This is a genomic window from Streptomyces sp. JLBG701 (assembly GCF_058544905.1).
On sequence record NZ_CM178588.1, the window covers coordinates 626907 to 650540 of the forward strand.

General features: G+C 70.5%; 17 protein-coding genes and 1 pseudogene. 11 read left to right on the forward strand and 7 right to left on the reverse strand.

Going from position 1 to position 23634, the window contains the following annotated elements; all coding sequences use genetic code 11:
- Positions 1-33: 33 nt before the first annotated feature.
- From AC5DRG_RS02950 to AC5DRG_RS02970, 5 genes are all read left to right on the forward strand, one after another.
- Positions 34-2025: an alpha-1,4-glucan--maltose-1-phosphate maltosyltransferase gene (locus AC5DRG_RS02950; RefSeq protein WP_491807817.1), complete on the forward strand. Its 1992-nt coding sequence runs from the start codon at positions 34-36 to the stop codon at positions 2023-2025.
- Entirely contained in the window at positions 2022-3758 is a 1737-nt protein-coding gene (treS, locus tag AC5DRG_RS02955; RefSeq protein WP_491807819.1) for a maltose alpha-D-glucosyltransferase, read from the forward strand. The genes AC5DRG_RS02950 and treS overlap by 4 nt, the downstream gene beginning before the upstream one ends.
- Positions 3759-3786: 28 nt before the next feature.
- Positions 3787-5148 (forward strand): maltokinase N-terminal cap-like domain-containing protein, encoded by a 1362-nt coding sequence (locus AC5DRG_RS02960; RefSeq protein WP_491807820.1) that lies wholly within the window; start codon positions 3787-3789, stop codon positions 5146-5148.
- 4 nt (positions 5149-5152) lie between these two features.
- Complete coding sequence (glgB, locus tag AC5DRG_RS02965; protein ID WP_491807822.1) at positions 5153-7357, forward strand: 1,4-alpha-glucan branching enzyme; 2205 nt, start codon at positions 5153-5155, stop codon at positions 7355-7357.
- Between the two features lie 293 nt (positions 7358-7650).
- Entirely contained in the window at positions 7651-9555 is a 1905-nt protein-coding gene (locus AC5DRG_RS02970; RefSeq protein ID WP_491807823.1) for an AMP-dependent synthetase/ligase, read from the forward strand.
- Between the two features lie 13 nt (positions 9556-9568).
- Here AC5DRG_RS02970 and AC5DRG_RS02975 read toward each other — a convergent pair whose 3' ends face one another.
- The gene (locus tag AC5DRG_RS02975; protein WP_491807825.1) at positions 9569-10387 is read right to left on the reverse strand and encodes a methyltransferase domain-containing protein; all 819 of its coding nucleotides are present in this window, start codon (positions 10385-10387) and stop codon (positions 9569-9571) included.
- Between the two features lie 173 nt (positions 10388-10560).
- Here AC5DRG_RS02975 and AC5DRG_RS02980 point away from each other — a divergent pair, with 173 nt between their 5' ends.
- The 4 genes from AC5DRG_RS02980 (at position 10561) to AC5DRG_RS02995 (ending at position 15281) form a co-directional block, all read left to right on the forward strand.
- Positions 10561-11943, forward strand: coding sequence for an NAD(P)/FAD-dependent oxidoreductase (locus AC5DRG_RS02980; RefSeq protein WP_491807826.1), 1383 nt, complete (start codon positions 10561-10563; stop codon positions 11941-11943).
- Positions 11944-12046: 103 nt separating this feature from the next.
- Positions 12047-14335 (forward strand): FUSC family protein, encoded by a 2289-nt coding sequence (locus tag AC5DRG_RS02985; RefSeq protein ID WP_491807827.1) that lies wholly within the window; start codon positions 12047-12049, stop codon positions 14333-14335.
- Positions 14332-14565, forward strand: coding sequence for a hypothetical protein (locus AC5DRG_RS02990; RefSeq protein WP_491807829.1), 234 nt, complete (start codon positions 14332-14334; stop codon positions 14563-14565). Before AC5DRG_RS02985 ends, AC5DRG_RS02990 begins: the two co-directional genes overlap by 4 nt.
- A 260-nt stretch (positions 14566-14825) precedes the next feature.
- Positions 14826-15281, forward strand: a complete 456-nt coding sequence (locus tag AC5DRG_RS02995; protein ID WP_491807831.1) for a cyclic nucleotide-binding domain-containing protein — start codon at positions 14826-14828, stop codon at positions 15279-15281.
- A 4-nt stretch (positions 15282-15285) separates the two neighbouring features.
- Here the strand turns inward: AC5DRG_RS02995 and AC5DRG_RS03000 are convergent, their stop codons facing one another.
- The gene (locus tag AC5DRG_RS03000; protein WP_491807832.1) at positions 15286-16590 is read right to left on the reverse strand and encodes an MFS transporter; all 1305 of its coding nucleotides are present in this window, start codon (positions 16588-16590) and stop codon (positions 15286-15288) included.
- A gap of 109 nt (positions 16591-16699) precedes the next feature.
- Positions 16700-17314 (reverse strand): LysE/ArgO family amino acid transporter, encoded by a 615-nt coding sequence (locus AC5DRG_RS03005; RefSeq protein WP_491807834.1) that lies wholly within the window; start codon positions 17312-17314, stop codon positions 16700-16702.
- Positions 17315-17383: 69 nt separating this feature from the next.
- Here AC5DRG_RS03005 and AC5DRG_RS03010 point away from each other — a divergent pair, with 69 nt between their 5' ends.
- Complete coding sequence (locus AC5DRG_RS03010) at positions 17384-18283, forward strand: LysR family transcriptional regulator ArgP (RefSeq protein ID WP_491812951.1); 900 nt, start codon at positions 17384-17386, stop codon at positions 18281-18283.
- On the opposite strand, the gene AC5DRG_RS03015 is transcribed toward AC5DRG_RS03010, so the two are convergent.
- Positions 18280-18987, reverse strand: a complete 708-nt coding sequence (locus AC5DRG_RS03015) for a TetR/AcrR family transcriptional regulator (protein WP_491807835.1) — start codon at positions 18985-18987, stop codon at positions 18280-18282. The genes AC5DRG_RS03010 and AC5DRG_RS03015 overlap by 4 nt on opposite strands.
- 135 nt (positions 18988-19122) lie before the next feature.
- Between AC5DRG_RS03015 and AC5DRG_RS03020 the strand changes: the two genes are divergently transcribed.
- Positions 19123-20343, forward strand: a complete 1221-nt coding sequence (locus tag AC5DRG_RS03020) for a saccharopine dehydrogenase family protein (RefSeq protein ID WP_491807837.1) — start codon at positions 19123-19125, stop codon at positions 20341-20343.
- A 7-nt stretch (positions 20344-20350) separates the two neighbouring features.
- Here AC5DRG_RS03020 and AC5DRG_RS03025 read toward each other — a convergent pair whose 3' ends face one another.
- From AC5DRG_RS03025 to AC5DRG_RS03035, 3 genes and pseudogenes are all read right to left on the reverse strand, one after another.
- Positions 20351-22165, reverse strand: coding sequence for a sensor histidine kinase (locus AC5DRG_RS03025; RefSeq protein WP_491807838.1), 1815 nt, complete (start codon positions 22163-22165; stop codon positions 20351-20353).
- Complete coding sequence (locus AC5DRG_RS03030) at positions 22162-22860, reverse strand: response regulator (protein ID WP_491807840.1); 699 nt, start codon at positions 22858-22860, stop codon at positions 22162-22164. The genes AC5DRG_RS03025 and AC5DRG_RS03030 overlap by 4 nt, the downstream gene beginning before the upstream one ends.
- A gap of 19 nt (positions 22861-22879) precedes the next feature.
- Positions 22880-23622, reverse strand: a pseudogene (locus AC5DRG_RS03035) (hypothetical protein).
- Positions 23623-23634: the final 12 nt, after the last annotated feature.

Here is a 23634-nt window from a genome sequence, read left to right on the forward strand (position 1 = left end):
GGCCCGGCTTCGAGCACGGCGGAGGTGAAACCCATGAGCCCGACCCCGGCCATCGGCCGCATTCCCATACGACACGTCCAGCCCGCCGTGGAGTGCGGCAGACGCCCGGCGAAAGCAGTCGCCGGCGAGACGTTCCGGGTCACGGCCACCGTGTTCCGCGAGGGCCACGACGCGGTCGCCGCGAACGTCGTCCTACGGGATCCGCAGGGCCGCCCCGGCCCGTGGACCCCGATGCGCGAAATGGCCCCCGGCACCGACCGCTGGGGTGCCGAGGTCACCCCGGACGCGGTGGGCCGCTGGACGTACGCCGTGGAGGCCTGGGGCGACCCCGTGACCACGTGGCGACGGCACGCGCTGATCAAGATTCCGGCCGACATCGACACCGGGCTGGTGCTGGAGGAAGGCGCCGAGCTGTACGACCGGGTGGCGGCGGGCGTGCCGGAGGGCGCGGCACGTGCGGCGATCCTGGCCGCGGCGGAGACCCTGCGCGACGACTCGCTACCGGTCGCGACCCGCTTTGCTGCGGCGTTGACTCCGGATGTGGATGCGGTGTTGGCGCGGCATCCGTTGCGGGAGCTGGTGACCGCCTCCGAGCCGTTGCCGCTGCTGGTGGAGCGGGAGCGGGCGTTGTTCGGGTCCTGGTACGAGTTCTTCCCCCGCTCGGAGGGGACTGCGGAGGTGCCGCACGGCACGTTCCGCACCGCCGCCCGCAGGTTGCCGGCGATCGCCGCGATGGGCTTCGACGTCGTCTACCTGCCGCCCATCCATCCCATCGGGACGACCTTCCGCAAGGGCCCCAACAACACCCTGTCCGCCACCGCGCAGGACGTCGGGGTGCCGTGGGCGATCGGCTCGCCGGAGGGCGGGCACGACGCCATCCACCCGCGGCTGGGCACCATCGAGGACTTCGACCACTTCGTACGCCAGGCAGCCGGCCTCGGCCTGGAGGTGGCGCTGGACTTCGCGCTGCAGTGCTCCCCGGACCATCCGTGGGTGGACAAGCACCCGGAGTGGTTCCATCACCGCAGCGACGGGACGATCGCCTACGCGGAGAACCCGCCCAAGAAGTACCAGGACATCTACCCGATCGCCTTCGACCGGGACCTTGACGGACTGATCGCCGAGACCCTGCGCGTGCTGCGCCACTGGATGGCACACGGCGTGCGGATCTTCCGCGTCGACAACCCGCACACCAAGCCGGTCGCGTTCTGGGAGCGGGTCATCGCGGACATCAACCGCACCGACCCCGACGTCATCTTCCTCGCCGAGGCCTTCACCCGCCCGGCGATGATGCGCACCCTGGCGCAGGTTGGCTTCCAGCAGTCGTACACCTACTACACCTGGCGCAACACCAAGCAGGAGCTCACCGAATACCTCACCGAGCTGTCGGGCGAGACGGCCGCCTACATGCGTCCGAACTTCTTCGTCAACACCCCCGACATCCTGCACGAGTTCCTCCAGGACGGCGGCCGCCCGGCCTTCGAGCTGCGCGCGGTGCTGGCCGCGACGCTCTCGCCGGCCTGGGGTGTGTACTCGGGCTACGAGCTGTGCGAGAACACGCCACTGCGGGCGGGCAGCGAGGAGTACCTCGACTCGGAGAAGTACCAACTCCGCCCCCGCGACTGGGAGTCCGCCGAACGAGAAGGACGTAGCATCGCCCCTCTGATCACGAGGCTCAATGCGATTCGCAGGGACCATCCCGCGCTGCAGCGGCTCAGGAACATCCGCTTCCACCGGACCGACAACGACGCTCTCATCGCCTACAGCAAACGCACGGGGTCGGACACCGTCCTGGTGGTCGCCAACCTCGACCCTCACCACACCCAGGAGGCGACGGTCTCGTTGGACATGCCGCAACTCGGCCTGGACGTGCACGCATCCATGTCCGTGCACGACGAACTGACGGGTGAGACCTACCACTGGGGAGGCACCAACTATGTGCGCCTCGAACCCGGCCGGGCGCCCGCGCACGTGCTTCACGTCCGGCGATCGGCGCCGCAGAACGGAGGGTCACGCACGCCATGACTGTCAACGAGCCCGTCCCGGACACCTTCGAGGACACGCCTGCCAAGGACCGGAACCCGGATTGGTTCAAACGAGCCGTCTTCTACGAAGTCCTCGTGCGCTCCTTCCAGGACAGCAACGGCGACGGCGTCGGCGACCTCAAGGGCCTCACCGCCAAACTCGACTACCTGCAATGGCTCGGTGTCGACTGCCTCTGGCTGCCGCCCTTCTTCAAATCCCCCCTCCGGGACGGCGGTTACGACGTCTCCGACTACACCGCCGTACTGCCCGAGTTCGGTGACCTCGCCGACTTCGTCGAATTCGTCGACGCCGCCCACCAGCGCGGCATGCGCGTCATCATCGACTTCGTCATGAACCACACCAGCGACCAGCACCCGTGGTTCCAGGAGTCCCGCGCCAACCCCGAAGGCCCCTACGGCGACTACTACATGTGGGCCGACGACGACAAACAGTTCCAGGACGCGCGAATCATCTTCGTCGACACCGAGGCGTCCAACTGGACTTACGACCCGGTCCGCAAGCAGTACTTCTTCCACCGCTTCTTCTCCCACCAGCCCGACCTCAACTACGAGAGTCCGGCGGTCCAGGAGGAGATCCTGGCCGCCCTCCGCTTCTGGCTGGACCTGGGCATCGACGGCTTCCGCCTGGATGCCGTGCCCTACCTGTACGCGGCCGAGGGAACGAACTGCGAGAACCTTCCGGCGACCCACGAATTCCTCAGGCGCGTCCGGAGCGAGATCGACGCGATGTATCCGGACACGGTGTTGCTGGCCGAGGCGAACCAGTGGCCCGAGGACGTCGTCGACTACTTCGGCGACTACGCCTCCGGCGGCGACGAATGCCACATGGCCTTCCACTTCCCCGTCATGCCACGGATCTTCATGGCGGTACGCCGAGAATCCCGCTACCCGGTCTCGGAAATCCTCGCCAAGACCCCCGCCATCCCCTCCCACTGCCAGTGGGGCATCTTCCTGCGCAACCACGACGAGCTGACCCTCGAAATGGTCACCGACGAGGAACGCGACTACATGTGGGCCGAATACGCCAAGGACCCCCGCATGCGCGCCAACATCGGCATCCGCCGCCGCCTGGCCCCGCTCCTCGAAAACGACCGTCACACGATCGAGCTGTTCACGGCTCTGCTGCTGTCGCTGCCGGGCAGCCCGATTCTCTATTACGGCGACGAGATCGGCATGGGCGACAACATCTGGCTCGGCGACCGCGACGCCGTACGCACACCGATGCAGTGGACACCGGACCGGAACGCGGGCTTCTCCACGTGCGATCCGGGCCGCCTCTGCCTGCCGACCATCATGGACCCCGTCTATGGCCACCAGGTCACCAACGTCGAGGCCTCGATGTCATCCCCGTCCTCGCTGCTGCACTGGACGAGGCGGATGATCGAGATCCGCAAGCAGAATCCGGCCTTCGGACTCGGCTCGTACGCCGAGCTCCAGTCGTCCAACCCGGCGGTACTCGCCTTCCTTCGCGAGGCCCCCTCGAATGAGGAAGGAGGGGACGACCTCGTCCTGTGTGTGAGCAACTTCGCGCGTTTCGCCCAGCCCACCGAGCTGGACCTGCGCGAGTTCAGCGGCCGGCATCCGGTCGAGCTGTTCGGCGGGGTCCGCTTCCCCGCCATCGGTGAACTGCCGTACCTGCTGACGCTGGGGGGCCACGGCTTCTACTGGTTCCGGCTCACCCGAGTCGCATCCCGCATCGGCCGACGACTTTGAGCATGCGCCGACGAAAGGACGCGTCACCATGCCGAAGACCGCATCACTCCGCACGAGCGGTCCGGACCTCACCCGGCCCATGGCCTCGCTCGACGGGCTGCTGCGCGAGTGGCTGCCCCGTCAGCGCTGGTTCGCGGGCAAGGACAGGCCCGTCACGGAGCTCGGCCTGCTGTCGATGACAGAGCTGTACCCGGGCTGCCTTCACGTGCTGGTCCACGCCGGTCACGCGGGGGTCCCCACCCCCGGCGGCACTCCCCTGTCCGGCGACTGCTACCAACTCCTCCTCGGCGTACGGAAACACCTCTCGCCGCGCCTCGGCCGAGCACTCATCGGCCGCGCGACCGAGGGCCCGCTGGCCGGGCTCCTGATCTACGACGCCCTGCAGGACCCGCGATCGGCCGAGCTGCTTCTCGATCGGCTGCGAAGCCCCGGCACGGCGGGCCCCTTGCACTTCGAGTCGGACCCGTCCGCACGGGTGCCGGCCGGCCTGCCGCCGCGGCTGCTCGACGCCGAGCAGTCCAACTCCTCGCTGGTGTACGGCGACGCGTACATCCTCAAGGTGTTCCGCCGTATCCAGCCCGGTGTCAATCCCGACCTGGAGGTGCCGGGTGCGCTGGCCGGGCAAGGCTGCCGTCGCGTACCCGCCCCGGTGGCATGGTTCCGGACGACGCAACCGCGGGAGGCGACGCTCGGCGTGCTCCAGCCGTTCCTGCGTGACGCGTCCGACGGCTGGACGCTGGCGCTGCACGCGCTGGCCGTCGGTGACGACTTCGCCGCACAGGCGCGGGAGTTGGGGCAGGCCACGGCCGACGTACACCTCGCGCTCGCCACGGCCTTCCCCACCGGCGGCGGCGACGGAACCAGCGGTACGGCGGCGGCCATGGCCGAACGCCTCGACGCGGCCGCGCACTCCGTGCCCGCGCTCCGGCCCTTCGCCGCCGGGCTGCGCACCGCCTTCGACGCGCTGACCGGCTGCGACACCGGGCCGCCCGCCCAGCGCATCCACGGCGACCTGCACCTCGGGCAGGTGCTGCGGGCCGGACGCGAGTGGTTCGTCATCGACTTCGAGGGGGAGCCGTCCCGCCCGCTCACCGAGCGGCGCGGCGCCCAGTCCCCGGTGCGCGACATCGCCGGCATGCTGCGCTCCTTCGACTACGCGGCCCGGCAGCGCCGCCCCTGGCGTCCGGAATGGGCACGCCGCTGCCGGGAGGCCTACTGCGCGGGTTACGCCGCCCGGGCCGGCTGGGACCCGCGCAAGAAACACGCGCTGCTGCGCGCCTACGAGACCGACCGGGCGATCTACGAAGTCCTGTACGAGGCGCGACACCGCCCGGACTGGCTGCCGGTGCCGATGGCAGCCGTCGAGCGGCTCGCCGTAAGAGGAGGCTGAACCCGTGGCCCTGCGTGACACCTCCCTCCCCGAGCCGTCCGGCCCGCTCCCACCGAGGGCCGCTCCCCTGGTAGCGGCCGACCGTGAGCGCCTGCTCTCCGGCGCGCATCACGACCCGCACGCCCTGCTCGGCGCGCATCCGGTCCCGGGCGGAATCACCTTCCGGACGCTGCGCCCGCACGCCCGTGCCGTGAGTGTCGTGGTCGACGGTGAGCGCGGTCGGCTCGCCTCCGAGGGCGACGGCTTCTTCTCCGCCGTACTGCCGCTCGACGCGATCCCCGCGTACACGCTGCTGGTTTCGTACGACGACGGCGAGCAGGAGGTACACGATCCGTACCGTTTCCTGCCGGCGCTGGGTGAGGTGGATCTGCATCTGATCGGCGAGGGCCGGCACGAGCAGCTGTGGCGGGCGCTCGGCGCCGAACCGATGACCCACCAGGGCGTGGCCGGCACGCGCTTCACGGTGTGGGCGCCGAACGCTCAAGGGGTGCGGGTCGCCGGGGACTTCACCTTCTGGGACGGCACGGCGTTTCCGATGCGGTCGCTCGGTTCGTCCGGGGTGTGGGAGCTGTTCCTGCCGGGGATTGGTGAGGGCGCCCGGTACAAGTTCGAGATCACCTCACGGTACGGCGGCCGGTTCCTCAAGGCCGACCCGATGGCGCGGCGCACGGAGGAGCCGCCCGCGACGGCGTCCATCGTCACGGCCAGCCACTACGAGTGGAGCGACGGGGACGGGGAGTGGCTGGCGCGGCGCGGGGACACCCCGGTGCACGAGGCGCCCTTCTCTGTCTACGAGGTCCATCTGGCGTCCTGGCGTCAGGGATTGACGTACCGTCAACTCGCTGCGGAACTCCCCTCATATGTGAAGGACCTGGGCTTCACGCACGTGGAGTTGATGCCGGTCACGGAGCATCCCTTCGGCGGCTCGTGGGGCTACCAGGTCACCGGCTTCTACGCGCCCACCGCACGGCTCGGCACCCCGGACGACTTCAGATACCTCGTCGACGCCTTCCACCGGGCCGGTATCGGCGTGATCATGGACTGGGTTCCGGCGCACTTCCCGAAGGACGACTGGGCGCTGGCCCGTTTCGACGGGGATCCGCTGTACGAGCCCGGTGACTCGCGGCGTGCGGAGCATCCGGACTGGGGGACGTACGAGTTCGACTTCGGGCGCGTGGAGGTGCGCAACTTCCTTGTGGCGAACGCCGTTTACTGGTGCGAGGAGTTCCATATCGACGGGCTGCGGGTCGATGCCGTCGCCTCCATGCTTTACCTCGACTACTCGCGTGACTCGGGGCAGTGGACGCCGAACGTCCATGGTGGCCGGGAGGATCTGGACGCGGCCGCGTTCCTGCGGGAGATGAACGCGACGGTGTACCGGCGGGCGCCGGGTGTTGTGACGATCGCGGAGGAGTCCACGGCCTGGGACGGGGTGACTCGGCCGACTGACAGCGGTGGGCTGGGTTTTGGGCTGAAGTGGAACATGGGGTGGATGCACGACTCGCTCGGCTACGTCGCCCACGAACCCGTTCACCGCAAGTACCACCACAACGAGATGACGTTCTCCATGGTGTACGCCTACAGCGAGAACTACGTGCTGCCGATCTCGCACGACGAAGTCGTCCACGGCAAGCGGTCATTGGTGTCGAAGATGCCGGGTGACTGGTGGCAGCAGCGGGCCACCCACCGCGCGTATCTGGCCTTCATGTGGGCCCACCCCGGCAAACAACTCCTCTTCATGGGCCAGGAATTCGCCCAGGGCGCGGAGTGGTCGCAGACCCACGGCCCCGACTGGTGGCTCCTGGACCCCGCGTATGGCGCCGAAGCCGACCACCGGGGCGTGCGTGACCTGGTCCGCGACCTCAACACCGTCTACCGCGCGACCCCGGCGCTGTGGCAACGCGACACGGATCCGGCGGGCTTCCAGTGGATCGTCGGCGACGCGGCGGAGGACAACGTCTTCGCGTTCCTGCGCTTCGACGCGGACGGCACCCCACTCCTGTCAGTGTCGAACTTCTCGCCAGTCGTGCGCCACGACTACCGCCTAGGCGCCCCCGACGACATCCCGGCCTGGCACGAGACCTTGAACACCGACATAGCTGCGTACGGCGGCAGCGACGTCACCAACCCCGACCCCCTCAAACCGGAAGACGACCACATCGAACTCACGCTCCCGCCCCTGGCAACGGTGTGGCTCCGACCGGCTTAGTTTCTCGCCCCCGCCGCCCCTACCCGTCCCATCCCTGGGGGCTGCGCCCCCAGACCCCCCTTTCGGCCCTGAAGGGGCCTCGTCCTCAAACGCCGGAGGGGCTGAACAACTCAGCCCCTCCGGCGTTTGAGGAGCGGGGTCTGGGGCGGAGCCCCAGGGATGGGACGGGTAGGGGCGGCGGGGGCGACTTCTCAGTTCTCGGCACGATTCGCTCGTACCTGGGCTAGATTCGAGCACCGTCGATAACGGTACTCATCGGCAGAGTCACACCCCGTACAACTCAGGAGCAGCGCATGCGCGACTTCGCCCTCGCTCCACCGACCGCCCCGCCCCTGACCGGCGGACTCGCCGACAGTATCTTCGAGTTGGCGATCCGGAACCCCACCGTCCCCCTCATCGCGCGCCGCCCCGATGCCGCTTCCTCCACGTGGGAGCAGGTGACAGCGGTCGAGCTGCGGGACGAAGTCGCCGATCTGGCCAAGGGGTTGATCGCGTCCGGGATCAAGCCGGGTCACCGCGTCGCGATCATGGCCCGTACCCGCTACGAGTGGACGGTGCTGAGCTACGCGCTCTGGGCGGTGGGAGCCGAGGTCGTTCCGATCTATCCGTCGGCGTCACGCGACCAGGTGGAGTGGATCCTCAGGGACACCGGCTGCGTGGCCGTGGTGGTCGAGGACGAGCAGGGCATCATGACGATCGGCCCGGTGTGTGCCGGGCTGCCGCAGCTTAGGCATGTCTGGCAGTTGGACGCGGGAGCGCTCAACCAGCTGGTGGAACGGGGGCAGTTCATCCCGCTCACCACGGTCGACTCGCTGCGACGCATCGTGATGCCGGACTCCACGGCCGTGATCGCCTACACCTCGGGTACCTCGGGACATCCCCTGGGGTGTGCGCTGACCCATCGCAGTCTGGCGAGCCCCTGCGACACGCTGCTCGCGGGCTGGAGCCAGACGGCGGCGCCTGCGGGGCAGCAGCCGGTCATTCTCGCCTTCCTGCCCTTCTCCCATGTGTACGGCCTGATGATCCAGGGGCTGTGCATGCGCGGCGGGCTGCTGATGGGCCATGAACCGGACCTGAGCGAGGAGGCGCTGTCGTCGGCGCTGCGGACGCTTCGGCCCACGTACTTCTACGCCGTTCCGTCGGTCTTCGAGAAGATGTACAAGAACTTTCTCCGGGCAGCCCAACAGGCCGGCCGGGGCGCGCTGTTCGAACGCGCGGCCGACACCGCACGGGACTTCGCCGCCGGCCTCGAACGGCAGCGGCTGGGCAGGGGGTCGGGTCCCGGTTTCGATCTGCGACTGCAACACGCCCTGTACGAGCGGACGGTGTACCGAAGACTGCGGGCGGCGCTGGGCGGCCGGGTGGTCCGGGCGACGTCCGGCGGCTCGCCCCTCAACCGCGAACTGTCGTTGTTCTACGAGGGCATCGGCGTTTATGTGAACGACGGGTACGGGCTCACCGAGACCAGCGGCGGGATCACCATGCAGCCGCTGGGCCGGGAGAAGTCCGGAACCGTCGGAAAGGCTCTGCCGGGCGTGGACATCCAGGTCGCCGACGACGGGGAGATCCTGGTGCGCGGCGCGTCGGTGTTCCAGGGGTACGTCAACGAGCCCGCCGCGACCCAGGCCGCGCTGTACGGCGGCTGGCTGGCCACCGGGGACATCGGGCGGCTGGACGACGAGGGGTATCTCTCGATCACCGGCCGTAAGAAGGACATCATCGTCACCAGCAGCGGCAAGAGCGTGGCCCCGGCCGCCCTGGAGCAGCGGCTGCGGATGCATCCGCTGATCCATCAGGCGGTGGTCGTCGGCGACAACCGGCCGTGCGTGGGCGCCCTGATCACGTTGGATCCGGAGTTCCTGGCGCACTGGCGCGGGGCGCTGGACGCGCCGAGTGACACGCCGAGCCGGGAGGCGCGGGAGGAGAACGCGCTGCGGGAGGAGATCACGCGCGCCGTGGCGGCGGCCAACAGTGCCGTGTCGCGCTCGGAGTCCATCCGGGTGTTCCGGGTGCTCCAGGAGCCGTTCGCCCTGAGCAACGGGCTGCTGACACCGTCTATGAAGCTGCGCAGGGACGCGATCGTGCGGCACTACGCCTTCGAGATCGACGCGATGTACCAGGCACGTTCGCGATCCCCGCGGCAGAACGCGTTGGACGAGCTGACCGGCTGGGACGACTCGGACAACGTCTTCCGCTGAAGCCGGGCGGGGTCTAGGTCGGACGGTGGGCGACGACCCCGAACATCGTCACGGACATGTGCAGGGCACCCCGCTCGGCGGCGTCGCCCAGGTCGGCGTAGGCGCGGTCGCATTGGGCCTCGGTGAGCAGGCCACGGCGTACGGCGGAGTCGCCCAGCATGTGGATCAGCGGCCAGGAGACCGAGCTGTGGTCCTGGAGCAGCGCCTGCGAGCCCCGGTCGTCGACCACCAGGCCTGCGGCGCTCAGCTGGCCGACGAGCCGGCGTCCGGCGTAGGGGTTGGCCGCGCCGGTGAGCGCGCCCGAGGCCAGTGCCGCCATGATCTCGGGGTCGCCCGGGTGCAGGATGGTGGTGGCCCAGTCGGTGTCGAGGAGCGCGACCCGCCCGCCGGGGCGCAGCACGCGCGCCATCTCGGCGACCGCCTTCTCGGGTTCCGTCAGGTGCTGAAGCACCCGTTCGCACCACACGACGTCCACGGAGGCGTCGGGCACGGGCAGCGCCAGCGCGTCCCCTTCCCCGAACAGGGCGTGGCTGCCTGCCACGACCGCTCGCTCGACGGCGACCGTGCGCAGTCCGGGGTTGGGTTCGATACCGAGTGCCGCACCGTCGGGGCCGGCCGCGGCGGCCAGAGTCCGGGTCTCCGAGCCCGTCCCGGAACCGACGTCGATCGCGCGTTCACCGCGGCGGACGGCCAGCGCCTGGTGCGCCCATGCCCGCAGCCGTCGTACGCCAGCGTTGGCTTCCTGGGCGTCCAGGACGGCCACCAGGCCCGCCACGCTCTCGGCGGCGATGTTGTCGGTGTGGAAGCCCGAAGCGGGCTGTGTCTCCCCCATGCGCAGCACCCTACGACGCGCGCGGGTGATCCGCCCCCGACTCCAGATCTTCACCTTTCCCGTGCGCGCCGGCGCACTCGCCGGGGCATGCTGGTGCACACGCGTTCGTCTGCCTGCCGCGATCCAGGGCAGGCGGACGGCGTGGAGGCAGACCTCCTGGAGCCGCAGAAGGGATGAACATCGTGACACGACCCAGGATCCTGGTGGTCGGCGCCGGCTTCGCGGGAGTGGAGTGCGTACGCCGCCTGGAACGCAAGCTCTCCCCCGACGAGGCCGACGTCACCCTGGTGACGCCGTTCGCCTACCAGCTCTACCTTCCCCTGCTCCCCCAGGTCGCCTCCGGCGTCCTGACACCGCAGTCGATCGCGGTCTCGCTGCGCCGCAGCAAGAAGTACCGCACCCGGATCATTCCGGGCGGCGCCATCGGCGTGGACCTCAAGGCCAAGGTCTGTGTCATCCGCACGATCACCGACCAGATCGTCAATGAGCCGTACGACTACATCGTGCTGGCCCCCGGCAGCGTCACCCGCACCTTCGACATCCCCGGGCTCACCGACAACGCGTACGGCATGAAGACGCTCGCGGAGGCCGCCTACATCCGCGACCACGTCATCTCGCAGCTCGATCTCGCCGACGCCAGCCAGGACCCGGCGGAGCGCGCCTCCCGGCTGCAGTTCGTGGTGGTCGGCGGCGGCTACGCCGGTACCGAGACCGCGGCGTGTCTGCAGAAGCTCACCCATGCCGCCGTCAAGCGTTACCCCCGTATCGACCCGGGGCTCATCAAGTGGCATCTCATCGACATCGCGCCGAAGCTGATGCCGGAACTGGGCGACAAGCTGGGCAGCAGCGCGCAGCAGATCCTGACCCGGCGCGGTATCGACATCTCGCTGGGCGTCTCCATCGAGAAGGCGGGGCCCGAGGAGGTCACCTTCACCGACGGCCGGGTGATTCCGACCCGCACCCTGATCTGGACCGCCGGTGTGGCCGCCAGTCCGCTCATCGCCACGCTCGGCGCGGAGACCGTCCGGGGGCGGCTCGCGGTCACCGCCGAGATGAACCTGCCGGGCCAGGACGGTGTCTTCGCGCTCGGCGACGCCGCCGCGGTGCCCGACGAGGCCAAGGGACAGGAGGGTGCGGTCTGCCCGCCCACCGCGCAGCACGCCATGCGGCAGGGTCCGCTCGTCGCCGACAACGTCATCGCCACACTGCGGGGCCAGGCGATGAAACCGTACGTCCACAAGGACCTCGGTCTGGTCGTCGACCTCGGCGGCAAGGACGCCGTCTCCAAGCCGCTCGGCATCGAACTGCGCGGCCTGCCCGCCCAGTTCGCCGCTCGCGGCTACCACTGGGCGGCGCTGCGAACCAACGTCGCCAAGGTCCGCGTGGCGACGAACTGGACGCTCAACGCGATCGCCGGAGACGATTTCGTACGCACCGGCTTCCAGTCCCGCAAGCCCGCCAAGCTCAAGGACTTCGAGTACACGGACGCCTATATGACGCCGGAGCAGGTACGGGCCCATGTCGAGGGCCGCGACACCGACACCCCGGCCGAGTAACGCAGTTCACCGACCGCCGATCAGTTCGCCGCTGGTCGGCGGTCTTCAGAAGGATCATGACGTGACAAGGATCATGACGTGACGCGGGAGAGAGTGCGACGGCGTGAAGGCAGCGGGACGGTCGGTTCGGGCGCGGCTGCGGGATCGGGTCGACGCATCCGATCCCGGGCTGCTGCGGCTGGCGGCCGGCCTGCGGACCGTGTCCGCCATCGCGCTCACGTTGGCTGTGCTGGCCCTGCTGCGAGCCGACACGCCTCATCTGGTGGCGGGGGCCATGGCGGCCATGGTCTCCACCTTCGCGATCCGGGAGAAGCAGCGGGCGCAGCAGGCCGTCACGCTCGCGCTGGGTCTGCCGGTGGCGCTGGCCGCCGTGTCGCTGGCGGCGCTGCTCAGCTCGCATGTGGTGGCGGGCGATCTCGCCTTCGTCGCGCTGATCTTCTGCGCCGTCTACAGCCGGCGGTTCGGTGACCGCGGCACCGCGCTCGGGCTGATCGGCTTCCAGGTCTATTTCCTCTCCCTGTTCGTCGGCGCGAGCGTCTCCGCCCTTCCGGGACTGTACGGAGCGCTGGCCCTGGCCTTCGGGTGCAGTGCCGTGGCGCGTTTCGTGCTCGTGCCCGAGTCGCCCGCCGGCCTCCTGGAGCGGCTGCGCCATGCCTTCCGGGCCCGGCTCGCCCAACTGCTGGTGGCGCAGACCGAGTTGTTGGACGCCGGTCCCGACGATGTGGACAAGGTGCTCGACGACGTGCGCGTCGGGACCGCACGGCTGCACGAGACCGCGCTGATGATCCAGGGCCGGCTGGAGGACGGCACCTCGGACGAGGCCGTGGCGCGGCTGCTCCAGCGGCGTATCGCCGATGCCGAGATCGCCGCCGAGCGGCTGGGGCTCCAGCTGCTGACGGCCCGCAGCGCCGAGCGCACGGACACGCTCACCCTCCATCTGCCGGGCGCGCCGGTGCCGTCAGGGGGTCAGCTGCCCCTGCGGGACGACGCGAGCGCCGCCCTGCGCCGCGATCTGGAGGCGCTGCACATGGTCGTCCTGCGGCCCGCCTCCGAGGACGTCGGGACCGCCCTCGCCCAGGTGCGCAACCGGCTCCTGGGCTACCGCGACGAGGAGAACCTGCCGGACGCGCCTCCTGCCGTCCAGGACGTCTTCCGGGGCATCGGCGAGGCCGCGCGTGCGGTACTGGGGCTGCGGATCGCCCTGGACGGACCCGCGGACGAGTCCGACGACTCCCCCTCGACGGCCCGCTCACGCGAGGAACTGGAGGCGGAGGACGCCGCCATCGGTGGCGGCGAGGAGAGCCAGGAGGAGGATGCGGCGCCCAGCGGGCTGGAGCGGCCGACGACTCGGGCGGCTCTGCAGGTCGCGGTGGGCTCGGCGCTCGCCATCGTCGGCGGTGAGTTCCTGTCCAGTCAGCGCTGGTACTGGGCGGTGCTGACCTGCTGGATCGTGTTCATCAACACGGCCTCCACCGGCGAGATCCTCGTCAAGGGCTACCGGCGGCTGCTGGGCACCGTGTTCGGTGTCATCGCCGGAATCGTCCTGGCCGGGCTCGTCGGGCGGCACACCTGGACGGCGTTCGCGCTGATGCTGCTGTTCATCTTCGCGATGTTCTACACGGCACCGCTGTCGTACACCCTGATGTCCTTCTTCGTCACCGCGATGCTGGGGCTGCTCTACACCCTGCTGCACACCTACAGTGTCTCGGCGCTGGTCCTGCGGATCGAGGAGACGGCGCTCGGCGCGGCCTGCGGGATCATCGCGGCGGCGTTCGTGCTGCCGGTGCGGACCGACCGCCGTACGAACGACCTGCTCGGTACGGTGCTTGACCGGCTCGGCGAGGTCACCGACGCGGCCGTCGAGCAGCTCAGCGGCGGGCCCGCGGCCGAACTGCTCGACAAGGCACGGGACCTGGACCAGGCGCTGGCCGATCTGAGCGCCGCCATCCAGCCACTCACCCACCCGATCACGCCCCTTCGGTCCCGGCGGAACACCGCACGCTATGTCGTCGCGCTGCTGGAGACCTGCGCCTACCACGCGCGTTCCCTGGCGGCGATGGCCGAAATCCTGCCCACCCATCCGTCGATCGCGGCGGATCCGCGGCTGCGCCGGGCGGGCCGGCGCATCGCGCACAACATCGCGGCGATCACCGCGCACGTGGCGGGCGAGAAGGCCGTCGTCGAGGTCGAGACCGGGCCGAGCATCGCGTCCCTGCTGGAGCCGGACATCGGCGCCACTCCGCGCTACGGCCGCATCACCGACCGCGTGCTGCGGCATCTGCAACGCCTGGACGAGGCGGTGGTCGGCCTGGCCCGTCCGCTGGGCGTTCCCGTCGCCGCGCCCGCGTCGGCAGCCATCGAATCGCAGGGTGGGGGTACACGTAGAACATGACGGACATGGTGGACTCCGGCGAGCTGTTGCGGCGCATCCAGCGGGCCAAGGCCTGCGCGGAAAGAGAGGAGCGGGCATGGCGGGAGCGAAGTGACGCGCTGAGACCGGCCGACCCGGACGGGGCCCGCGATGCGACCGTGCGGGCGGTGGCCTACGAGGCGGTGCTCAGGGTGCTGGACGAGATCGTTACCCCCGGACGGCACGACTCAAGAGTGAAACCGGTCACGTGACCGGGTTTCTCGTGCACGAAACGCCCGTAGATGGTTTACCTTTAATTCATACGTGGACGCGGAGTCGACAGGAACCCTCCTCCGTGCGCCACCACATATACGGCCCTGGCTGGTCTCCCCCGTCCAGCCAGGGCTTTTTCTTGTCTCCGGGCACCGGAACCTTCGTCCTCCGAGGTGCTCAAGGCGTCGGCAGCGGCTGAAATGGACGCAGGGAAGCAAGGGAAGCACCGGACCCGATCGCCGGCGAGGAGCCCTGTGCCATGACCAAAGCGATAAAACTGCTGACCGCGCTGGAGCCGCAGCAGCGCCAGCGCCTGATGACACTCGCGCGGGAGGTCTCCTTCCCCGAGGACGCCCGGATCTTCGAGGCGGGCGGCACGGCCGACCGGTTCTGGGTCGTCCGCTCCGGCGCGGTCTCCCTGGACCAGCGGGTGACGTCCGTGCAGCGCGTGACGGTGGCCAGCCTCGGCTCGGGCGATCTGCTCGGCTGGTCCTGGCTTTTCCCGCCCTACCGCTGGGACTTCGGCGCGGAGGCCTTCAGCCCGGTGCGCGCCTACGAGTTCGACGCCGAGGCGGTGCGCAGGCTGTGCGACGAGGACGCACCGCTCGGGCTGTCGCTGGTGCGGATCGTCGCCGAGATCCTCGCGCACCGGCTGGAGACGACCAGAGGCAAGCTCATGGATCAGTACGCCCACCATCGGCGCGGCCCGCTGTAGGGGTTCAGATCCGGTAGCGGCGCAGGGCCGGGACGCCGGCGGCCAGGACCAGCATGAGGGCTACGACCAGGAGGCCGCCGCCGGTGATCGCCGTGCGCGCGCCGAAGGCCGAGCCGGCGGTGCCGTGCAGGACGTCGGCCAGGCGCGGGCCGCCCGCGACGACCACGGTGAAGACGCCCTGCATACGGCCGCGCATCTCGTCGGTGACGGCGGACAGCAGGATCGCCCCGCGGAAGACCATCGAGACCATGTCCGCCACCCCGGCCATGGCCAGGAACACCACCGCGACCCACAGGCTGCCGCTCAGTCCGAAGCCCGCGATCGCCGCGCCCCAGGCGGTGACGGCCCCGATGACCATCCAGCCGTGCCGGCGCGCCCGGGAGAACGTTCCGGAGAGCAGTCCGCCGATCACCGCCCCGATGGGGATCGCCGCGAACAGCAGGCCGAGGGCGAGTCCCTCGCCGTAGGACGCGTAGGTCTGCGCCGCCAGTTGCGGGAACAGGGCGCGGGGCATGCCGAAGACCATCGCGATGATGTCGGCGAGGAAGGACAGCAGCAGCACCTTGTGCAGGGCGATGTAGCGGAAGCCGGCCGCGATCTCCCGGACTCCGGCGCGTCGGGTGGCCGAGGCGGTCAGGGGCGGCAGCGCGGGCAGCCGTACGACCGCCCAGACCGTGAAGCACAGCGCGAGCGCGTCGATGAGATACAGCTCGGGCAGGCCGATGACGGGGATGAGGGCGCCGGCGAGCAGCGGGCCGGCCACCAGACCGGTCTGCATGACGGTCGAGCCGAGGGCGTTGGCCGCGGCGAGCTCGCCGGCCGGGACGAGGCGGGCGATGGAGGCGTTGCGGGCCGGGGCGTTGAGGCCGAAGAAGGCCTGCTGGGCCGCGAGCAGGACCATCAGCGTCGCCACCGAGTCGAGTCCGGTGGCGGCCTGGATCCAGAAGAGGAGCGAGGTGACGGCTATGCCGATGTTGGTGATCAGGAGCAGCTTGCGGCGGTCCATGGTGTCGGCGACGGCACCGCCCCACAGCGCGAACACGACCATGGGCACGAGGCCGGCGAGGCTCGCGTAGCCCACCCAGGCCGAGGAGCCGGTGATGTCGTAGATCTGTTTGGGCACGGCGACGGCGGTGAGCTGACTGCCCACGGCGGTGACGATGGTCGAGGACCACAGCCGACGGTAGGCCGGGCGGCGCAAGGGTCGCGTGTCCATGGCCCAGCGGCGCCAGCCGCGCCGAGGTGCCTCGGCGGGGGCCGCGGTCTTGGGGTCGGCGCTGTTGTCGGTGCTGCTCTCGCTCGTGTCCACGGGGTCCCTGGTTGCTCGCTACATCTTTCGGATCAGGGTTCACTATGGCAGCACCGGCCGAGCGTTCCGGATCCGCAATCACAGCTTCCGTTCCCGCTGTTGATCGCTCTCAGGCTCCGGCGACGAGCGTGGCGCCGAGGGCGATCATCATGGCGGCGACCAGACCGTCCAGGACCCGCCACGCGGCCGGCTTGGCCAGGAAGCGGCTGAGCAGCCGGGCACCGAAGCCGAGCGCGGTGAACCAGCACAGGCTCGCGAGCACCGCGCCGAGCCCGAAGATCCAGCGCAGCGGTCCGCGGTCGGCGGCCACGGAGCCGAGCAGGAACACGGTGTCGAGGTAGACGTGCGGGTTGAGCCAGGTCATCGCCAGGCAGGTGAGCACCGCTCGTTTCCGTGATCCCACCGCCTCCCCCTCCGCCCGCAGGGCCTCCCCCGTCCGGAAGACCCGACGGGCGGCGAGTACGCCGTAGCAGAGCAGGAACGCGCCGCCGATCCAGCCGACCACGGTCAGCGCGCCCGGCCACGCGACCACCACGGCACCGACGCCGCCGACACCGAGTGCGATGAGGAGGGCGTCCGAGAGGGCGCAGATGCCGACGACGGCCAGGACCGCGTCGCGGCGTATCCCCTGGCGCAGGACGAAGGCGTTCTGGGCGCCGATGGCGACGATGAGCGAGAGACCGGTGCCGAATCCGGCGGCCGCGGCGGTGAGGGAAGCGGGCATGTCTTCGACGCTACGGATGCGATCACTACGCGTACAGCTAAAGATTCTTACGTATCATTAACTGTCGTGATGATGACCGAGCTGCCGCTGGATCAGGTACGGACTCTGCTCGCCGCTGTCGACGAGGGCACGTTCGACGCCGCGGCGGCCGCCCTGCACGTGACGCCTTCGGCGGTCAGTCAGCGGGTGAAGGCCCTGGAGCAGCGCACGGGGCGGGTGCTGCTGCTGCGTACGAAGCCGGTGCGGCCCACCGAGTCGGGCGAGGTCGTGGTGCGGTTCGCCCGCCAACTGGCGCGACTGGAGCGTGACGCCCGCGCCGAGCTCGGTATGAGCGCGGCCGGGGAGCCGACCCGGGTGTCGGTCGCGGTGAACGCCGACTCGTTGGCGACCTGGTTCCTCCCGGCACTGACCCGCGTGCCGCAGGAGCCGCGGCTCTGCTTCGAGCTGCACCGTGAGGACGAGGCACACACGGCGGCGCTGCTGCGGGAGGGGCTGGTGATGGCGGCGGTTACCTCGTCGGCCGATGCCGTCACGGGCTGCTCCGTGCGCGCCCTGGGCCGGATGCGCTACGTCGCCGCCGCGAACCCGGACTTCGCCGCCACGCATCTCGACGGGCCCTTGGCGGACACGCTCGGGGACGCGCCCGTGGTGACCTTCGACCGGCGGGACGACTACCAGGACGGATTCGTCCGCGCACTCCGCCCGGGCCGTGAAGGCGCGGGCCCGGTGCGGCACTTGGTGCCGACCTCGGAGGGCTTCGTGGAGGCGGTCGCATCCGGTCTGGGCTGGGGCATGATCCCCGAGAAGCAGGCCGCCCCGCTGCTCCGGTCCGGCCGGCTCGTGCTGCTCGCCCCGGACCGAGCGGTCGATATCCCCCTGTACTGGCAGCAGTGGAAACTCGACTCGCCGGCGCTTGCCGCTGTGGCCGAGGCGGTGTCGGCGACGGCCGCCGAGGCACTGCGCCTCTAGGACCCGGATGCCTTGAGCGAACCGGCCGCGCTGTCCAGCAGCATCTCCAGGGCCGTCGGGTAGGCGCTGGTGACCATGCGGGTCGCCAGGAGCGGGGCCGCCTCGGCGATCCGGGGGTGGGTTTCGGCGGGCAGGCGGGCGTAGGTCGAGCGCCACATGTCCTCGTCGGCGGTCAGGGAGGCGCTCGGCAGGGCCAGGGAGGCGGCGTCGAGGGCGGCGAAGGCCAGGGTCTGGTCGATGAAGGCGTGGTAGACGCGCACCGTGTCCGGGAGCGGGAACCCGGCCGTGCGCAGGACGTCCAGGACGGCCTCGTCGGCGGCGAGTTCGTTCGCCCGGCCGGTGACCCGGTTCGTGGTGAGCAGGGCGGCCTGGGGGTGGGCGACGTACGCGGCATGGATGCGCAGGCCGATCGCCCGCAGGTCCGCGCGCCACTCCCCTGTCGGCCGCCAGCCGTCCAGCGCCTGGCCGATGAGGGCGTCGCCGATGGCGAGGGTCAGGTCGTCCATGCCGTGGAAGTAGCGGTAGAGCGTGCTCGGGTCGGCGTCCAGGGCGTGGCCGAGGCGGCGGGCGGTGAGACCCGCGCTGCCGTGTTCGCGCAGCATGCGCAGCGCGGTCTCGACGATCAGCCGCTCGGACAGCACGGTGCCGCTCTTGGTGGGACGGCGCCGGCGCCGCCGCTCCTCCGGCACGACCGCTTTCGGCACGCCTGCCTCCCTCTCCCCTTGCCTTGAGCCCTTATGCCAACACCATTGACCTTAAATGAGGGGACGGCGTTGTATCTGCGGCCAGGGGCCCCACTCACCGACCTTCGAACCTCCGCTCAAGAAGGAGTTCCTGCCATGCGTGTACTGCTCGTGGGTGCCGGCGGTGTCGGCACCGCGATCACCCGGATCGCGGCCAGGCGTGCGTTCTTCGACCAGATGGTGGTCGCCGACTACGACCTGTCGCGGGCCGAGGCCGCGGTCGCCGCCCTCGGCGGTGAAGGAGCCCGCTTCCGTGCCGAGCGCGTCGACGCGAACGACGAGACGGCGGTCGCGGCGCTGCTGGCGCGCCACGAGTGCGACGTCCTCCTCAACGCCACCGACCCCCGGTTCGTCATGCCCCTGTTCCGGGCCGCGCGCACCGCCCGCGCCACCTACCTCGACATGGCGATGTCGCTGTCCCGGCCGCACACCGAACGGCCGTACGAGCAGTGCGGGATCAAGCTCGGCGACGCCCAGTTCGATGAGGCGGCCGAGTGGGAGAAGGAGGGCGTGCTGGCGCTCGTCGGCATGGGGGTGGAGCCCGGTCTGTCGGACGTCTTCGCGCGGTACGCCGCCGATGAACTCTTCGACGAGATCGAGGAGATCGGCATCCGCGACGGCGCGAACCTGACCGTCGACGGTTACGACTTCGCCCCGTCCTTCAGCATCTGGACCACCATCGAGGAGTGCCTGAACCCGCCGGTCGTCTACGAGGCCGACCGCGGCTGGTTCACCACCGCGCCCTTCAGCGAGCCCGAGGTGTTCGACTTCCCCGAGGGCATCGGGCCGGTCGAGTGCGTGAACGTGGAGCACGAGGAGGTGCTGCTCGTCCCGCGCTGGCTCGACGCCCGCCGCGTCACCTTCAAGTACGGCCTGGGCGAGGAGTTCATCGACACGCTCAGGACGCTGCACCTGCTGGGCCTGGACCGGACCGAGCCGGTGACCGTGCCGAGCCCCGCCGGACCGGTCGCGGTGTCACCCCGGGACGTCGTCGCCGCGTGTCTGCCCGACCCGGCGACGCTGGGCGAGCGGATGCACGGCAAGACGTGCGCGGGCACCTGGGTGCGGGGCACCAAGGACGGCGCACCGCGCGAGGTGTACCTCTACCACGTGGTCGACAACCAGTGGTCCATGGCCGAGTACGGCAGCCAGGCGGTGGTGTGGCAGACCGCCGTCAACCCCGTCGTCGCCCTCGAACTCCTCGCCACGGGCGCGTGGTCCGGCGCGGGCGTCCTCGGCCCGGAGGCGTTCGAGGCCCGCCCCTTCCTGGACCTGCTCACCGCGTACGGCTCACCCTGGGGCATGCGGGAGCAGTGACCGCGGATCAGTCCTCCGCCGGTACCTGGGCGCCGGGCAGCCGGAGGGTGAACACGCTGCCCACGCCCGGCGCGCTGCGTACCTCGACGGTGCCGCCGTGCGCGGCGACGAGGTGGCGGACGATCGGCAGGCCGAGCCCGCTTCCGCCGGTGCGGCGGCTACGGGACTTCTCCGCGCGCCAGAAGCGGTCGAAGACGTGGGGCAGGTCCTCGGGGGCGATGCCGGTGCCGGTGTCGGTGACGTCGAAGACGACCTCTTCGCCATCGCGGCGCGCAGCCAGTGTGACGGTGCCGTCGGCGGGGGTGTGACGCAGCGCGTTGGAGACGAGGTTGCCCAGCGCCTGCCGCATCCGCACCGGGTCGGCGTCGAGCCATGGTGTGCCGTCCACGGTGGTGAGCAGGGAGACGCCCGCCCCGTCGGCCGCGACGCGATGGGCCGCGGTGACCTGGTCGAGCAGGTCGGCGGCGCGGACGGGTTCGCGGTGCAGCCGCAGGGTGCCGGCGTCGGCGTCGGCGAGGTCCTGGAGGTCGTCGATGACGCGCTGGAGGACGAGCGCCTCCTCGTGCAGGGCGGCCAGCAGGGCGGGGTCCGGGGCGACGACGCCGTCGCGGGTGACCTCCAGCCAGCCGCGGATGTTGGTGAGCGGACTGCGCAGTTCGTGGGCGATGTCGCTGACCATCGCCTTGCGCTGGATCTCCAGGCGTTCGCGGCGCTCGGTCAGGTCGTTGAACGCCAGGGCGAGGATCCCGGTCTCGTCCCGGGTGGTGACGGGGACGCGCACATGCAGTTCGGGCGGCTGCTGGGCCGCTTCGGTGAGCGCGCGCAGGGGCCGTACGAGCCGGGTGGCGACCAGGGCGGTCACGGCGACGGTGACGGCGAGCACAAGCCCCGCTGTGCCCACGACCTTGGTCTTGTTCGCCGAAGACATGTCGAACCGCACGGCAGGAGTGTCCCCGCGACCCAGGAACAGTTCCGCCACCGGAGCCACATAGGGGTCGAGCTGGGCACGGCGGGCGTCCTCAAGACAGGACTGCCACTCCTTGGTGTTCGGCTTGTCGAACCCGGGCGCGAAGGACGGGCTCCGAAAGGTCGGGAAGGAGAGGCCGTCGCCGAGGCCCAGGGGGATGGAGTCCAGGCCCGCCTTCTGCAGACAGCCGCGCGCGAGCGTCTGAAGCGCCGCCAGCGCCTTCTCCTCTGTGGGGGTCGACGTGTTGAGCAGACCGTCCGCGCACGGCTCCGGCACATAGCTGGGCTCGGCGTCCCCGTCCGCGCCGGCGACGACCGGACGGCCGCTCGGCGTGCGGATGAGGGTGGTCTCCTGGCCATAGCGGGCGAAGCAGGTCCGGCGTTTCCCGGCCAGGACGTCGAGCTTCGTGCGTTCCGCCTCCGTGAGCCGGTATGGGCCCACCACGCGCGGGTCGGTGCCGCTGAGCTGGGCGCCGCGTTCGCTGTAGGTGTCGGTGACCAGCGGGTTCACGGTGGCGGCGGCGGTCGGCGGCAGGGAGGTGCCGCGCGGCGCCGAGTCGGCGATGGCCGTGTGGTCGGGGGTGGTCAGGGCGATGCGCCGGCCCGTCTTCGCCGACAGTTTCCGTACGGTCGCCGCGACTCCCGTCCAGTCGGGATGCGTGGCGGCGTAGCCGCTGAGCTCGGCAAGGACGTCCATGTCGGCGGCGAGCGCCTGGCCCTGTTCCTCCCGGAGGGCGCGGGTGGTGGTCGCGACGGCCAGCCACGCGGTCGCGGCCACCGAGCACACAGCGATGAGGCCGGAGACGATCAGCAGCCGGACCAGGAGCCGTTTGCGCAGCGGTATCCGGGTGCTCACGCCTGGCCGCCGCTGAGCTTGTAGCCGACGCCGAAGACGGTCAGCAGGCGGGCCGGCCGGCGCGGGTCGGCCTCGATCTTCCTGCGCAGGTTCATGATGTGGACGTCGACGGCCCGTTCGGTGGAGGCCCGGTCGAAGCCGCGGGTGTGTTCCAGCAACTGCCGCCGGGAGAAGACCCGTTCGGGTTCGGCGGCCATGGCCAGCAGCACCTCGAACTCGGCCGGCGTGCACTCCACCAGTACGCCGTCGCACCGCACCTCGTGCCGCACCGGATCGACCGCGATCCCAGCGGCCCGTACGACGGGATCCTCACGCCGGTCGTCCCCGGCCCGCCCGCTGCGGCGCAACACGGTACGAATGCGCGCCATCAGCTCGCGCGGACTGTACGGCTTGGTCATGTAGTCGTCCGCGCCCAGCTCCAGGCCGAGCAGGATGTCGTCCTCGGCGGTGCGGGCGGTGAGCATCAGGACGGGGATGTCGTCGTCGCGGCGCAGCGCCCGGCACACCCCGAAGCCGTCGATCACCGGCAGCATCAGGTCCAGGACGACGAGGTCCGGCCGGTGCCGCCGGGCGGCGTCGAGAGCGGCCGGGCCGTCGTGGACCACGGTGGCCGTGTGGCCCTCCGACAGCAGGGAGCGTCGTATCAACTCGGCCTGCATCTCGTCGTCTTCCACGACCAGCACGTATGCGCACACTCGGCGGATCCTAGGCCGTTCAGCGGGCGAGGGACGTGGCGTCCCCCATGACGACGACAGGATGGCTGGCGGGGTCCAGCACGCGGAGCAGCTTCTTCATGTGCGCCTTCGCGATGCTGACGCAGGCGTGGGTGGGCCCGCCGTGGTCGACGTGGAACCAGATGCCGCCGCCCCGGTCCGCGCCGAGCGGGCGGGTCCAGTCCAGGGGTGAAGTGCCGGGCACCCGGTTGTAGTTGATGGCGATGACGTAGTCGAAGGAGCCGGCGAGGGACTCGCCCTCGAAACCGGTACCGCCTATGGTGAAACCGCTGCCCTGGTCGTACGGCAGCCGGGTCCCGGGGTCGCGCAGAAGCCCGCCCGCGTCCGTCAGGGCGTAGACGCCGATGGGCGAGTGCAGGTCACCGGCCCGGTGGTCGTCGGTCCAGCCCTCCAGCGCGTTGTGCGCGGGCCAGCTCTCCCCGGCCTGCCAGCCGTTCTCCGTGCGCTCGTAGAGGACGACGGTGGATTCCGGCGAGTTCTTGCCGCGGCCGGTCACCACGACGGCCTGGCGGGTGTTGGACGGTATCTCGGCCCACGTCTTGGGCCCCAGGCCGGGTATCTGCTGCGGTGCCGCTTCGACGGAGATCTCGGACGTGAAGGCGTCGGCGTGGTCGGCGTGGCGACGCCGGGCGCGTGGCCCGGCGTCGCCACCGCCCCGGCGGCACATCCGGTGAGCAAGAAGGATGCGGCCAGCAGCGCGACCCTGGGTCTACGAGTGATCATGGGTCGACCTTG

What these genes read in the sequence shown, in the direction of transcription:
- AC5DRG_RS02950 (WP_491807817.1), top strand. Translation starts at nt 34, where the DNA reads ATGAGCCCGACCCCGGCCATCGGCCGCATTCCCATACGACACGTCCAG.
- treS (WP_491807819.1), top strand. Translation starts at nt 2,022, where the DNA reads ATGACTGTCAACGAGCCCGTCCCGGACACCTTCGAGGACACGCCTGCC.
- AC5DRG_RS02960 (WP_491807820.1), top strand. Translation starts at nt 3,787, where the DNA reads ATGCCGAAGACCGCATCACTCCGCACGAGCGGTCCGGACCTCACCCGG.
- AC5DRG_RS02970 (WP_491807823.1), top strand. Translation starts at nt 7,651, where the DNA reads ATGCGCGACTTCGCCCTCGCTCCACCGACCGCCCCGCCCCTGACCGGC.
- AC5DRG_RS02975 (WP_491807825.1), bottom strand. Translation starts at nt 10,387, where the DNA reads ATGGGGGAGACACAGCCCGCTTCGGGCTTCCACACCGACAACATCGCC.
- AC5DRG_RS02980 (WP_491807826.1), top strand. Translation starts at nt 10,561, where the DNA reads ATGAACATCGTGACACGACCCAGGATCCTGGTGGTCGGCGCCGGCTTC.
- AC5DRG_RS02990 (WP_491807829.1), top strand. Translation starts at nt 14,332, where the DNA reads ATGACGGACATGGTGGACTCCGGCGAGCTGTTGCGGCGCATCCAGCGG.
- AC5DRG_RS02995 (WP_491807831.1), top strand. Translation starts at nt 14,826, where the DNA reads ATGACCAAAGCGATAAAACTGCTGACCGCGCTGGAGCCGCAGCAGCGC.
- AC5DRG_RS03005 (WP_491807834.1), bottom strand. Translation starts at nt 17,314, where the DNA reads ATGCCCGCTTCCCTCACCGCCGCGGCCGCCGGATTCGGCACCGGTCTC.
- AC5DRG_RS03010 (WP_491812951.1), top strand. Translation starts at nt 17,384, where the DNA reads ATGATGACCGAGCTGCCGCTGGATCAGGTACGGACTCTGCTCGCCGCT.
- AC5DRG_RS03020 (WP_491807837.1), top strand. Translation starts at nt 19,123, where the DNA reads ATGCGTGTACTGCTCGTGGGTGCCGGCGGTGTCGGCACCGCGATCACC.